This is a genomic window from Micromonospora sp. AMSO1212t, assembly GCF_008868145.1.
Classification (GTDB): Bacteria; Actinomycetota; Actinomycetes; order Mycobacteriales; family Micromonosporaceae; genus Micromonospora; species Micromonospora tulbaghiae.
Genome location: NZ_WBKS01000152.1, coordinates 1 through 12,811, shown reverse-complemented (window position 1 = coordinate 12,811; position 12,811 = coordinate 1). Strand labels below are relative to the sequence as shown.

Below are 12,811 nucleotides of genomic sequence, written 5' to 3'. Positions count from 1 at the left end.
CCCTCGTCGCCCGCCCTCGTCGATCTTGGAATTGTGGCGCCCAGAACGCCCCATCCGCGAAGTTCGGGCGGTGCCACAATTCCAAGATCGATGACTGGAGCTGGGCGGCCGGACGTTCGGTCGCTGTCACGATCGGGTGGCGGCCACCTCGGCGTCGCTGCGGAGGATGCAGAACTCGTTGCCCTCCGGATCGGCGAGCACCACCCAGCCGGTGCCGTCGGACCTGCGCCGGTCGGCCACCACTACCGCACCCAGCCCGGTCAGCCGGGCCAGTTCCTCGTCACGCGTCCCCTCGACCGGGCGCAGGTCGAGGTGGATACGGTTCTTGACCTGCTTCGCGTCCGGCACCTCGATGAACAGCAGCCGGTGCCGCCCGTCCGGCGAGTAGATCATGCACTCCTCGTGGCCCGGCTCGTTCGGGTCGTCCGGGTCCTCGCGGTAGTCGAGAACTGATGCCCACCAGCGGGACAGGGCGTAGGCGTCGGCACAGTCCACGGTGGTGTGGGACACGTAGGAGGTCATCACTGGATCATCGCAAGGTCTGGCGGGAGATGTTCCACCGCGCCGAGGGCGGGTACTCCTGATCGTGCGTATCGACATCGACATCGACGAACCGAGGGCCGCAGAGCTGTTCTGGGAGGGCATGCGGGAGGTGGCAGCCGGCGCAGCCCGGCATCAGGACGACGAGCTGTACCGGGCGATCGTCAAGATCGGCCGGGGTGCGCTGGCTCAGGGCGGCGAGCTGGTACCGCAGTGCGGTCTGTTCCTCCAGTGCCCGGTCTGCGAGGCGGTGGCGGGCCAGCGGTGCATCAACGTGCCGCGTCACCCGCTCCGCGAGAACCTCCTGCATCCGGAGCGCGCCGAACTGGCCGGGATGGCACTGCGGGGAGAAGCGCCGCTGCCCCCTCCGCTGCGGGATGAGTGAGCTGGTTCGTGATCGAACGGCGACGCGACTACTGCCGGCGGGAATCGACCCGATCCGCGCGCTCGGGGTCGACAGCCTCGACCGCTCACGACACGTCGCCGGCCGCCAGTCCGGCATCGAGCGCGGTCAGGAAGTCCAGCAACTCACGCCGTGCGGCCTCGTCATGTGTGCGGTGGTTCAGGAAGTCCGACGTGACGCAATGGGAGCGGTCCTCGACCACCTCGATCAGCTCGGCCAGCTGAGCCATGGCAGTCCGAGACGCCGTGCGAGCAGGGGGCGGGGCCTGATCACTGCTGGTAGCTCAGCAGCGGCTCTTAGCCCCGCTTCAACTCAACGCGAAGTCCTTGATGCCGGTGGCGATCGCCGAGACGGTCCCGATCAGACCCGTCACGGTGGCCAACCTGGCAGCTGGGGTCGCCCAAGTCCCACGACTGAACTCGGCCCATCGGCGGTTCCAGAAGAGCAGCTTGAACTTCTGCCATCTGTGCTCGCGTATGTGGCACCCGAGCAGCAGTCCGTAGGAGTTGTTACGGCAGAAGGCTCCCCGCTTGCGGGTACCGGCACCACACCACGCGGGTGCCTGAAGCAGCGACCATACGACCACTCCGGCGGACAAGAAGTAGAGAAGCTCAGGACCGGCGTTGCCGGACCACCAGACGGCGATCAACGCCAAGAGAGCGAGCAGTCCCCAGTACCGGCGAAGGATCTTCATACCGGATCAGTAGTTGATCGATGACGACCAGTAAACAGCTCTGACGGATGTTGGTCGTTAAGTGGCCATCCGGCCGGATGGCTGCTCGTGGGCGTCCGGGCCGTCACCGCGCCGTCAAAAGCTAACCAGCGACGACCACCAACGACCAAGTGCACCCGAAGAAACACCAGGTCGACCACCGCACCTAGATGGTTGACCTGGTGGGCGACGGACGAGTCGACCTGTACGCCGGATTCTGTGACCGGCACGCCCGAAGGCGCACCGGCGGCGGCCATCCATCTCGGCCTGCCGTTGCCGGCAGGCTCCAGCGGCCTACCCGCAGACATCGGGCGGGCAGCCCTCAAGCGTCTGCGCGGGTCGTCATCTTGCGGTGACGGCCCTTTCTTGGCCTTGCTCCGGGTGGGGTTTACCGAGCCACCCCGGTCACCCGGGGTGCTGGTGGGCTCTTACCCCACCGTTTCACCCTTACCGTCCCGTTACGGGCCGGCGGTCTGTTTTCTGTGGCACTGTCCCGCGGGTCACCCCGGGTTGCCGTTAGCAACCACCCTGCCCTGTGGAGTCCGGACGTTCCTCGGCGACGGGCCGGAGCCCGTCGACGCGACCGCCCGGTCGACTCGTCCGTCGCGCCCTCATCCTAACGACGTACGCGCCGCGCCCATTTCCGCCCCGGCGGGCCGAGCGCGGGGCGACGCCGTGACACAACGGGGGCGTACTAGCCTCGGGGGACCATGGATCTCTCCGACGCCGCGCTCCTGATCGCCGCCGGTCTCGCCGCGGGCACTGTGAACGCGGTGGCCGGCGGCGGCTCGCTGATCACGTTCCCGGCGATGATCGCCACCGGCCTGCCGCCGGTGGCGGCAAACGTCTCCAACTCGGTGTCGGTCTTTCCCGGGTACGTGGCGAGCGTTGCGGGCAGCCGGGTGGACCTGCCGCGCGGGCGGGAGCTGTGGTCGCTGCTGCCCACCGCCGTGCTCGGCACGATCGCCGGGTGCGCGCTGCTGCTGGCCACCCCGGCTCGGGCGTTCGAGCTGGTGGTGCCGTTCCTCGTGCTCGGCGCGACCGCGGTACTGGCGTTCCAGGGGCCGCTGCGCCGCCTGGTCGGTCACCCGGAGCGGTTGGGCGCCCGCCGCCGTACCGTCACGGTGCAGACCATGGTCGCGCTCGGCACTGTGTACGGCGGCTACTTCGGCGCGGCCCTCGGGGTGATGCTCGTGGCCGGGCTGGCGCTGGTGCTGGACGCGACGCTGGCCCGGGTGTCGGCGGTGAAGAACCTGCTCTCGGCAGTGGTGGGGCTGACCACGCTGGTGGTGTTCGCCCTGTTCGGCCCGGTGAACTGGGCGGCCGTCGCGGTGGTCGCGCCGGCCACCCTGTTCGGCGGGTACGCGGGCGCGCGGCTGGCCCGCCGGCTTCCGCAGGTGGTGTTGAAGACGGTGATCGTGGTGTTCGGCACGGCCATCGGGTTCTACCTGCTGTGGCGCGCGCTGACCTGACGCCGCCCGGCAACACCGGGACCGGTCAGTATGCCTCCCCCACCGGCTCCTCCGGCGCGTGCTCGGCCCGGCTGGCGGCCCGGTTCCAGATGACCCGTTCGCCGTAGCCGGCCGCCATCAGGTGACCGAACGCGAGGTAGGCGAGCACACCGGCGGCGAGCACCCCGAAGCCGACCCAGAACGGCAGCGCCAGGCTGTGCTCGGCCAGCTTGCCGGAGATGATCGGCGCGGGCGCGGCGGCGCCCCAGCGGACCAGGTTGAACGCGCCGGTGGCGACGCGCCGGTCGGCGGAGCCGAGCCCGAGCGCCAGGTCGGTCAGGTTGGCGTTCGCCAGGCCCATGAACAGTCCTGCGACGACCAGGACGACGAGCGACATGGCGGTGCCGGTGGAGGTGGCGAACAGGACCATGCAGACCAGCAGGCCGAGCAGGGCGACGCCGACGGTCTGCACCGCGCCGATGCGGTGGGCGAGCCGGTGCCCGATCAGCAGGATGCCGGTGGCCAGGCCGAGGCCCCAGCCGGTGAACGCCAGGCCCAGCGGGATGACGTCGAGGCGCAGGAACAGCGGCGTGTAGCCGAGCACGGCGAAGAAGACGAAGTTGTACGCGGCGGTGACCACGCACAGCGTCACGAACGCGGGTCTGCGGTACGTGGCGAAGATCTGGCCGAGGCGTACCGGGGACTGTTTGTGGGCGGGTTCGCGGAGCTTGCGGGCGGCGACGCCGAGCGCCAGCACCATGAACACGCCGCAGACGAAGAACGGCAGCCGCCAGCTCACCTCGCCGAGCAGTCCGCCGATCAGCGGGCCGACCGCGAAGCCGAGCCCGAGCGCGGTCTCGAACAGGCCGACCACCCACTCGCGGTCGTTCGCCAGGTTGACCAGCACCACCATGGCGGTGGCGAAGAACATCGCGTTGCCCAGGCCCCAGACGCCGCGCAGCACGGAGAGCTGCACGATGTCGTTGCTGAACGAGGCTCCGATCGCGGCCAGGCCGACCACTGAGACGCCGGTGACGAGCACCGGCTTGAACCCGAACCGCCCGCTGGCGAGCGTCGCCGGGATCATGCCGACGGCCATGACCGCGATGTACGCGGTGAAGAGCAGCTCGACCTGCCAGGCGGTGACGCCGATGGCCTCGCCGATGGCGGGCAGGATCGGGTCGACCACGGCGATGCCGGCGATGGCGAGGAACGCGACGAGCGTGGTGGCGTAGATGGCACTGCGGTTGGGCTCGGATCGGCGATCCACTCCGCAACCTCCCAGATAGCTGTATCGTACAGGTATTTCTCCTGTATCATACAGCTATGAGCGAGGACGTCCACGCCGCCGAGGTCACCCTCGGCCGGATCGAAACCGAGGTCGCGCTGCTGATGCGCCTGGGCGAGGCCACCCGCCGGGGCACCGGCACGATGGAGCACCGGCTGCTCGACCGCGCCGCGTACGTGATCCTGCGGCACCTCGACGCGGCCGGCCCGCAGAACGTCTCGGCGCTCGCCGCGCGGCTGAACCTGGACGGCTCCACAGTCACCCGGCAGGTCTCCGCGCTCCAACGCGACGGGCTGATCTCCCGTACCCCCGACCCGGCCGACGGGCGCGGCACGGTGATCTCCACGACGGCGGCCGGGCTCCAGCGGATGGCCGCCGTGCGGGCGGCCCGCACCCGGCTGTACGGCGACATCCTCGCCGCCTGGCCCGAGGCGGACCGGGAGACCCTGGCGGACATGCTGCACCGCCTCAACGAGGCGCTCGACGCGCGCAACCGCCGCCGCTGAGGCGCGATGCGGGCCCCCACCCGACGGGCGGGGGCCCGCCTCCCCTACGCCACCGGCTCGCGCGCGGAGTCCGCGTCGCGGTCGGCGCCGGGCGTGACGCGCGGGTCGCCCTCGTCGGCGAAGTAGTCGTCCGGCGTGGTGCCGTCCGGCCCGTCGGCCACCTTCGCGGCGCGCAGCACCAGCGTGAGCAGCGCGGCCACCACCAGGTTCACCAGCACCGCCACGATGCCCACGTAGATGGTCTTCGGCGTGTCGAAGCCGAACTTCTCCAACGGGAACGCCGACCCGGCGAAGTGCTTCTTCCCGGTCGCCGGGTTGCCGATCTGGTAGAGCATCCACATGCCCAGGCCCATGCCGGCCGCCCAGCCGGCGATCAGCGCGCCCCTGTGGAACCAGCGGGTGTAGAGGCCCAGCGCCACCGCCGGCAGCGTCTGGAGGATGATCACGCCGCCGATGAGCTGCAGGTCGATGGAGAACTGCGGGTCGAGGAAGACGATGCAGGCCACCGCGCCGACCTTCACCACCAGCGAGGTGATCTTCGAGACGTTCGCCTCCTGCGCCGGGGTGGCGTCCCGCTTCAGGTACTCCTTGTAGATGTTGCGGGTGAACAGGTTCGCCGCCGCGATCGACATGATCGCCGCGGGCACCAGCGCGCCGATGCCGATGGCCGCGTACGCCACCCCGGCGAACCAGTCCGGGAACTGCTGGTCGAACAGCAGCGGCACCACCGTGTTGCCGTCGGTCGTGCCCTCCTTCGCACCGGGCAGCGGCTTCACGTTCGCCGCGATGGCCATGTAGCCGAGCAGCGCGATCAGCCCCAGCAGCAGGCTGTACGCGGGCAGCGCGGACATGTTCCGCTTGATCACGTCGCGGTTCCGGCTGGCCAGCACGCCGGTGATGCTGTGCGGGTAGAGGAACAGCGCCAGCGCCGAGCCGAACGCCAGCGTCACGTACTGGATCTGGTTGTTCTGGTTGAGCAGGATGCCGTCGCCGGGCGCGGGTGACGCCTGGAACTTCGCGTCGGCGGCGTCGAAGATGGCGCCCCAGCCGCCGAGCTTGTACGGCAGCCAGATCACCGCGACCAGGATCACGATGTAGATCAGCGAGTCCTTGACGAACGCGATCAGCGCCGGGGCGCGCAGCCCGGACTGATACGTGTACGCGGCCAGGATCGCGAACGCGATGATGATCGGCAGGTGCCGGGCCAGCGCGCTGTCCCCGGTCACGCCCATGGTCTTGAGCACCGCCTCGATGCCGACCAGCTGCAGCGCGATGTACGGCATGGTGGCGACGATGCCGGTGATCGCGACCAGCAGCGCCAGGATCGGCGAGCCGAACCGGTTGCGGACGAAGTCGGCCGGGGTGACGAACCCGTGCCGGTGCGAGACCGACCAGAGCCGGCACAGCACCAGGAACACCAGCGGGTAGATGACGATCGTGTACGGCACCGCGAAGAAGCCCGCCGCGCCGGCCCCGAAGATCAGCGCCGGGACCGCCACGAACGTGTACGCGGTGTACAGGTCACCGCCGACCAGGAACCAGGTGATCCAGCCGCCGAAGCTGCGACCGCCCAGCCCCCACTCGTCCAGGTGGGCCATGTCTTTCGGTCTGCGCCACCGGGCCGCAACGAAACCCATGGCGCTGACCAGCAGGAACAGCAGTGAGAAGACGATGATCTCGGTGAGGTGGTCCCGCCACATCAGCGGTCACCCCGCTTCTTCGTCTTCGTCATCTGGTAGACGAGCGTGGTGGTGCCGACGCCCAGCAGGATCCAGGCCAGTTGCAGCCAGTAGAAACGCGGGAACCCGAACAGCCGGGGCGAGTCGGCGTTGAAGAGTGCCGGGATCAGCGGCACCACGATCGGGATGAAGAGCAACCAGTTCCAGGGACTCTTGTCCTTCGCCCTGGATCGCGCCGTGTGAAGCGCCTCCGGTTCCGGTGCGGCCATGTGACACCCTCCGGGCATTCGTAGCGGGCCATGTGACGGCCGGAGGCTACGACCCTGTGACGGGGGTCACGTCCGATCGGAGGATGCCGATGCGCCAAACGGCCGCCGGCATGCGCCGAGCGGCCGTCAGACGTCCGTGAGGTGCGAGGTGTCGTTGACCGAGCGGGCCGCTACGCCACCGTCCGGGTACAGGTCCAGCACCGAGATGCCCGCCGTGTCCAGGTAGAGCCGGTGCAGGAACGCGTCGCCGGCGGCGAGCGCGTCGCGCAGCACCAGCTTGATCGGCGAGACGTGGGAGACCACCACGACCGTCTCCCCCGGGTACGCCGACCGCAGCCGGTCGACCGCCCGCCCGGTCCGCTCGGCGACTGTCACGAACGACTCGCCCTTCGGCGGCGCGACCCGGGTGGAGGCGAGCCATGCGTCCAGTTCGGCCGCCCAGCCCTCGCGTACCTCGGCGAACGTGTGCCCCTCCCAGACCCCGAAGTCGCACTCGATCAGGTCGTCGTCCGTGCGTACCGGCGGATCTCCGACCTGCGCGGCGACCGCCTCGGCGGTGGCCGTACACCGGGACAGCGGGGAACTGACCACCGCGGCGACGGACGGCGCCAGCGCGGCCACCCGGGCGGCCGTGGCCCGGGCCTGGGCCCGGCCGCGCTCGGTGAGCGGCACGTCACCCCGGCCGGAGTAGCGCTTCTGCACGGTGCGCTCGGTCTCGCCGTGCCGCACCAGGATGAGCCGGGTGGCCTCCTCGGTCGGGCGCGGCTCCCAGGAGGCGGGCGTGGTCGCCGGGTCGGTGCCGGTGGCCCGGACGACCGTCGCCTCCCGCGCCGCGGCCTTCCCGGCGCCGGACGGTGCGACGCCGGAGGCAGCGGCGTCCATTGCCGCGTTGGCAAGGGCGTCGGCGTGCCGGTTGCGCTCGCGGGGCACCCAGGTGAACCGTACGGTGGCGAAACGGCTGACCAGCCCGGCCGCCTGGGCGGCGAGCGGACGCAGCCCGGGGTGCTTGATCTGCCAGCGGCCGCACATCTGCTCGACGACCAGCTTGGAGTCCATCCGCGCCTCGACCTCGGCCGCGCCCAGCTCGGCGGCGGCCTCCAGCCCGGCGATCAGGCCCCGGTACTCGGCCACGTTGTTCGTCGCCGTACCGATCGACTCGGACCGCTCGGCCAGCACCTCGCCGGTCTCCGGATCCCGGACCACAGCGCCGTAGCCGGCCGGACCGGGGTTGCCCCGGGAGCCGCCGTCGGCCTCGATCACGACCGCGCGCACCGCCACGGCGGCTACAGTCCCGACTCGTTGGTCCGGACCATGATCCGCCGGCACTCCTCGCAGCGGACCACGTCGTCCGGGTCGGCCTTGCGGATGCGGGCCAGGTCGGCGCCGGACATCTCCAGCCGGCAGCCGCCGCAGCGGCCACCGGTGAGCAGCGCGGCGCCCATACCGGTGTCCTCGCGGATCTTGTCGTAAAGGCCGACCAGGTCCGCCGGGAGGTCACCGGCGAGCGGCTGGCGGGCCGTGCGCTTGAACTCCTCCTCCTTGGCGATCTCCGCCAGGGTCTCGTCGCGGCGCTGCTCGGTCGCGGCACGCCGCTCGCGGGTCTCGGCGAGCCGGCTCTCGATGCCGTCGAGCACACCCTGCGCGGTCTCCCGCTGCTCCATCAGCTCCAGCTCGGCGTCTTCCAGGTCGCTCTGCCGGCGGTTCAGCGAGACCAGCTCGTGCTGGATCGCCTCCAGCTCCCGGGCCGGGCCGCTGCCCGAGGCCAGGCGGGCCTCGTCCTTGCTCTTGCGCGCCCGCACCTGGTCGACGTCCTTCTCGATCCGGGCGATGTCCCGATCCAGGTCGTCGACTGCCACCTGGGCGCGGACCCGCTCGTCCTCCAGCGCGGACAGCTCACGCGCCAGGGCCTCCAGCTCGGCGCGCTCCGGCAGGCTGCGGCGGCGGTGCGCGAGCTGGGCCAGCGCGGTGTCGATCGCCTGGAGGTCGAGCAGGCGGCGCTGCACCTTCGGGTCAGCCTTCACGTCGGGGCTCCTTGTCGTCCGGCCGGGGCGCGGCGGCGTGCACGGTCCACGGGTCGGTGTCCAGGTCGGACACCACGGTCTCGACGTCCAGCTCGGCGGCCAGGAAGGCGGCCAGGTCGTCCAGCCAGGGTCGCTCCGTCGCCCAGTGGGCGGCGTCCAGCAGCGCCGGGCCACCGGCGGCGAGGTGTTCCCCGGCCGGATGGTGGCGCAGGTCCGCGGTGAGGAACGCGTCCACCCCGGCCGCGGTCGCCTCGGCGAGGAAGCCGTCCCCCGAGCCGCCGCTGACGGCGAGGGTACGAACCATACGCCCGGGATCCCCGGCGGCGCGAACTCCCCAGGCGGTGACCGGTAGCACGGCGGCGGCCAGCCGGGTCAGCTCGGCGAGCGTCATCGGGGTGGGCAGCTCACCGATGCGGCCGATGCCCCGGCCGGGCCCGGCAGCGGGCGAGCCGGGGCGGGGTGGGTGCAGCGGGCGCAGCCCGGTGAGCCCGAACCGGGCGGCGAGCGCGTCGGACACCCCCGGGTCGGCCACGTCGGCGTTCGTGTGCGCCACGTGCAGCGCGACGTCCGCCTTGATCAGCCGGTGCACGATCCGGCCCTTGTACGTGGTGGCGGCCACCGAGGAGACACCGCGCAGCAGCAGCGGGTGGTGCGCGACGATCATGTCCGCGCCGGCGTCGAGCGCCTCGTCCACGGTCTCCGGGACCACGTCCACCACGCAGGCGACCCGGCGTACCGGGCGGTCGGGCTCGCCCAGCACCAGACCGACGCGGTCCCACTCCTCGGCCCAGGCGGGCGGATAACGGCGGTCCAGGGCGGCCACGACGTCGGCAACGGTTGTGCTCACGGGCGGCCAGCTTACCGGCGTCCGGGCCGGTACACGCCGACCGTCGCCGGGCGAGGCCCCCGGCGTCCGCCGAGGGCCGTGCCCATCGCCGGTCAGCCGACCGGGGCGACCGGCCGGTCCGCGCCGCGCAGGGCGGCCAGGCCGGCGTCCCAGGGGAAGGCGTCCGCGCGCCGCTCCCCCGTGCCGGGCGGGTGCAGGCGTACGACGTGGTCGCCGAAGACCAGCCGGACGCCCCACTGCCCGAGCCGGTCGAGGCTGGCCCGGAACGCCGGGTGCGCGGCCATCGCCTCGTTCGTGTACGGGACGGCAGCGATCGGCACCCCCATCCCCTGCGCCTCGATCAGCAGGCCGAGCGCCAGGGTGTCGGTGATGCCGACCGCCCACTTGTTGATCGTGTTGACGGTGGCCGGGCACACCAGCATGGCATCGGCCGGGGGCAGCACGTCCAGGTCACCCGGGTTCTTGTAGTGCGTACGGACCGGATGGCCGGTCTGCCGGGCCAGCTCCGTCCGGTCGACGAACTTCGCGCCGTCCGGCGTGGTGACCACGCAGACCGCCCACCCCTCCCGCTGGGCGAGGTCGACCAGCCGGCCGACGTGACGGGCCAGCGGCGAACCGCAGGCGATGACGTAGAGCACGCGCCGGTGCCCGTTGGCGGTCTCCGGACCGCTCATACTCCGACTCCCATGTGCTCAGCCAACTCCGCGATCGGCGAAGGCGGCGCACCACGTGTGCGACGGAGAATCTCGGACATCAATTCGTGCGCTATCGGCCGGCACCGGATCTCGGAAGGCGCGAGCCGGTCACCGCGCAGCAGCATGTCCCCCGCGTTGGCGACGTCACCGATCTGGGAGTAGCCCCGGGCCAGGTCGAGCAGGTGGTGTGCGCGCCGCTCCGGCAGCAACGCGTTGAACGCGGGCTCGGACAGCCGCATGTGGGTCTCCACCGCCCGGCCGCCGTCGCCCAGCTCGACCGCCGCCGCCGCACGGTGCAGCTCCAGGTTGGTCGGGCCGAAGGAGGTCCAGTAGTGGTTGTGGTCGCCGCCGAGCATGGTGGCCGCCTCACCGGCGCCCGCGAGCAGGTCGTCCACCGTCGCCGAGTCGCCGATCCGGGCGGCGGCCATCGCACCCTGCAGCAGCAGCATGCCGTACACGGAGAGCCGTTCCGGCCGGACGTCGTTGTCGCCGCCGGGCGCGAGCCGCCCCGCGATGCGGACGTTCAGCTCCAGCGCGGGGCGGGGGCGGCCCATCGCGACGAGCGCGTTGCAGACCCGCGTGGTGGCGATGCCGGCCAGCAGCGGGTCGTCGGCCCGCTGGGCCACCGCCATCGACCGGTCGGCGGCGAGCCAGGCGAGGTCGCACTCGCCGAGCTTGCGCAGCACCGAGGAGGCGATCTGGTAGACCTGCCCGAGCAGGTGGGCGGCCTCGCGTACCTGGTCGCCGGCGGCGTAGCCGGCGTCCGCCGCCTGGGCGTCGCGCAGCAGCTTGGGCAGCGCGCGGGTGAGCATGCCGTACCGGCCGTACTGGTAGGTGAGCCAGGCGTGGTTCACGGCCTTGCGCATGTCGGCCAGCGGCGGGGGGTAGGGCGCCGCGTCGAAGTAGGCGCTCATCGAGTCGTACCGCTCCAGGGCGGTGCGGATCTCCTCCACCTCGACCTGGTCGATGCAGTTGAGCGCGTCGGTACGCCGCTCCGGGTCCTTGCCGTGCAGCAGCTGCACGTCGATCTGGAGGATGTCGGCGATCTCGTAGAGCACGGAGAACTTGTCCAGCCGGCGGACGCCGCGCTCCACCTTGTCCACCCAGCTCTTGGACTTGCCGAGCCGGTCGGCGAAGACCTGCTGGGACATCTTGCGGCGGCTCCGCCAGTACGCCACCCGCCGGCCTATGGGCAGTTCGTCCATTCCCGCTCCCTCCCCCTCACGGCGCCGGCCGGTCCCCCCACGTCCATCAGGGTCGCGCCGATCGCACAGGTTGTGCGTCCACCGTCCAGCCAGTTCTCGTAGTTTTCGTGCAAGTTGCACCGACCGTTAGTCACCTCAACGAGCGTGGGTTACGGCAGTGACGGCTTTCGACGTGTGGCTTGTGGACAGTTCGGCTTGTGGACGGTTTCGGCTTGTGGACGGATCGGCGGGACCAGAGGGGACGGCAGACATGTGGAGGAACGTCCGACCGCGCGTCGCTCACCTGTCGCCGCTGGAACGGGTCCGGCTGCGCCGCGTCGCGGTGCGGTACGCGCTGCACGACTGGCCGGTCACCCCCGGCGCCTGCCTGGCGAACAGCCGGTTCGTCTGCGGCCGGGCCGGCTGTCCCACAGTGGGCTGCCACCCGGCGCTGGAGGACTGGGAACACGCCGCCAGCACCGACCCGGCCCGGGTGGCCACGTGGTGGCGCAACCGCCCGCACGGCATCCTGCTGCCCACCGGCCGCGCCTTCGACGTGCTCGAGGTGGCCGCCCACCTGGGCCGGCAGGTTCTGGAGGCGGTCGCCACCCACCCCGCCGGCTTCGGCGTACGCGGGCCGGCGCTGGTCACCCCGACCGGCCGCTGGATGTTCCTGGTCCGTCCCGGCGACCCGCTGCGGCCCGAACTGGAGCACTGCTTCCACGTCGTGCGCCACGGACCCGGCTCGTGGATCCCCGCCCCACCGACCCGGCTGCCCGAGGGGACGGTGCGCTGGGCGGTCGCCCCGGAGCAGGCCCGTTGGCAGCTACCCGACTCGTACCTGGTGCAGAACGCGCTGATCGCCGCGTTACGGGCGGCCGGCGTGACGCTCGGCGCCGACCTGTTCCCCGGCCATCTCCCGCTGCCCCGCCGGGGCCGCTGACCCCGCCTCGCGCGCCCGGTGATCCCGCAGCGCGCGCGTGGCTAATGCCGAGCGTCCTCCCTGGTCACGGCGGGTCCGGCGACCCGGACGGGTGGCCGACAGCGACCTCCCCGGCACCGGACTCGTTGTCCCTGGTGAAGGCGCGTGTGCGCCAGAGCGGGGGTTTGACCATGTCCAGGGACGACGCTGCCCGCCACACCGGCGGTACCGAGCCGGCGCGGCCCCGCCGCCGCCTGCACCCGTGGGCCTTCACCCGGCCCCTGGGCGTCCGCC

15 protein-coding genes and 1 other RNA gene are annotated in these 12,811 nt (G+C 71.7%); 4 read left to right on the top strand and 12 right to left on the bottom strand.

The annotated features are described in order from the left end of the window. Positions 1 to 126: 126 nt before the first annotated feature. On the bottom strand, positions 127 to 522 hold the full coding sequence (locus tag F8279_RS26425; RefSeq protein WP_151501378.1) for a VOC family protein: 396 nt from the start codon (positions 520 to 522) through the stop codon (positions 127 to 129). Between the two features lie 64 nt (positions 523 to 586). Here F8279_RS26425 and F8279_RS26420 point away from each other — a divergent pair, with 64 nt between their 5' ends. Continuing rightward, positions 587 to 925 (top strand): hypothetical protein, encoded by a 339-nt coding sequence (locus F8279_RS26420; RefSeq protein WP_151501377.1) that lies wholly within the window; start codon positions 587 to 589, stop codon positions 923 to 925. A gap of 85 nt (positions 926 to 1,010) precedes the next feature. On the opposite strand, the gene F8279_RS30375 is transcribed toward F8279_RS26420, so the two are convergent. The 3 genes from F8279_RS30375 to rnpB all read right to left on the bottom strand — a co-directional run bounded on the left by F8279_RS30375 (position 1,011) and on the right by rnpB (position 2,254). Beyond that, the gene (locus tag F8279_RS30375) at positions 1,011 to 1,172 is read right to left on the bottom strand and encodes a DUF6331 family protein (RefSeq protein ID WP_192580779.1); all 162 of its coding nucleotides are present in this window, start codon (positions 1,170 to 1,172) and stop codon (positions 1,011 to 1,013) included. 78 nt (positions 1,173 to 1,250) lie between these two features. Continuing rightward, positions 1,251 to 1,637 (bottom strand): hypothetical protein, encoded by a 387-nt coding sequence (locus F8279_RS26415; protein ID WP_151501376.1) that lies wholly within the window; start codon positions 1,635 to 1,637, stop codon positions 1,251 to 1,253. Between the two features lie 208 nt (positions 1,638 to 1,845). Further along, positions 1,846 to 2,254, bottom strand: an RNA gene (rnpB, locus tag F8279_RS26410) — RNase P RNA component class A. A 111-nt stretch (positions 2,255 to 2,365) separates the two neighbouring features. Here rnpB and F8279_RS26405 point away from each other — a divergent pair. Beyond that, the gene (locus tag F8279_RS26405; protein ID WP_091421261.1) at positions 2,366 to 3,127 is read left to right on the top strand and encodes a sulfite exporter TauE/SafE family protein; all 762 of its coding nucleotides are present in this window, start codon (positions 2,366 to 2,368) and stop codon (positions 3,125 to 3,127) included. Between the two features lie 25 nt (positions 3,128 to 3,152). On the opposite strand, the gene F8279_RS26400 is transcribed toward F8279_RS26405, so the two are convergent. After that, positions 3,153 to 4,376, bottom strand: a complete 1,224-nt coding sequence (locus tag F8279_RS26400) for an MFS transporter (protein ID WP_151501375.1) — start codon at positions 4,374 to 4,376, stop codon at positions 3,153 to 3,155. A 56-nt stretch (positions 4,377 to 4,432) separates the two neighbouring features. Between F8279_RS26400 and F8279_RS26395 the strand changes: the two genes are divergently transcribed. Further along, complete coding sequence (locus F8279_RS26395; RefSeq protein WP_091421267.1) at positions 4,433 to 4,900, top strand: MarR family winged helix-turn-helix transcriptional regulator; 468 nt, start codon at positions 4,433 to 4,435, stop codon at positions 4,898 to 4,900. A 44-nt stretch (positions 4,901 to 4,944) separates the two neighbouring features. On the opposite strand, the gene mctP is transcribed toward F8279_RS26395, so the two are convergent. From mctP to F8279_RS26360, 7 genes are all read right to left on the bottom strand, one after another. After that, positions 4,945 to 6,600: a monocarboxylate uptake permease MctP gene (gene mctP / locus F8279_RS26390; protein WP_091421270.1), complete on the bottom strand. Its 1,656-nt coding sequence runs from the start codon at positions 6,598 to 6,600 to the stop codon at positions 4,945 to 4,947. Beyond that, the gene (locus tag F8279_RS26385) at positions 6,600 to 6,848 is read right to left on the bottom strand and encodes a DUF3311 domain-containing protein (RefSeq protein ID WP_151501374.1); all 249 of its coding nucleotides are present in this window, start codon (positions 6,846 to 6,848) and stop codon (positions 6,600 to 6,602) included. Before F8279_RS26385 ends, mctP begins: the two co-directional genes overlap by 1 nt. A gap of 126 nt (positions 6,849 to 6,974) precedes the next feature. Beyond that, complete coding sequence (locus F8279_RS26380) at positions 6,975 to 8,126, bottom strand: bifunctional RNase H/acid phosphatase (protein ID WP_151501373.1); 1,152 nt, start codon at positions 8,124 to 8,126, stop codon at positions 6,975 to 6,977. A gap of 5 nt (positions 8,127 to 8,131) precedes the next feature. Further along, positions 8,132 to 8,869, bottom strand: coding sequence for a zinc ribbon domain-containing protein (locus tag F8279_RS26375; protein ID WP_151501372.1), 738 nt, complete (start codon positions 8,867 to 8,869; stop codon positions 8,132 to 8,134). Next, complete coding sequence (locus tag F8279_RS26370; protein ID WP_091421278.1) at positions 8,859 to 9,716, bottom strand: Nif3-like dinuclear metal center hexameric protein; 858 nt, start codon at positions 9,714 to 9,716, stop codon at positions 8,859 to 8,861. The genes F8279_RS26375 and F8279_RS26370 overlap by 11 nt, the downstream gene beginning before the upstream one ends. 92 nt (positions 9,717 to 9,808) lie before the next feature. Then, complete coding sequence (locus F8279_RS26365; protein WP_151501371.1) at positions 9,809 to 10,390, bottom strand: flavoprotein; 582 nt, start codon at positions 10,388 to 10,390, stop codon at positions 9,809 to 9,811. Beyond that, the gene (locus F8279_RS26360; RefSeq protein WP_151501370.1) at positions 10,387 to 11,616 is read right to left on the bottom strand and encodes a helix-turn-helix domain-containing protein; all 1,230 of its coding nucleotides are present in this window, start codon (positions 11,614 to 11,616) and stop codon (positions 10,387 to 10,389) included. Before F8279_RS26360 ends, F8279_RS26365 begins: the two co-directional genes overlap by 4 nt. Positions 11,617 to 11,866: 250 nt before the next feature. Between F8279_RS26360 and F8279_RS26355 the strand changes: the two genes are divergently transcribed. Then, positions 11,867 to 12,538, top strand: a complete 672-nt coding sequence (locus F8279_RS26355) for a bifunctional DNA primase/polymerase (RefSeq protein ID WP_151501369.1) — start codon at positions 11,867 to 11,869, stop codon at positions 12,536 to 12,538. The last annotated feature ends 273 nt before the right edge of the window (positions 12,539 to 12,811 follow it).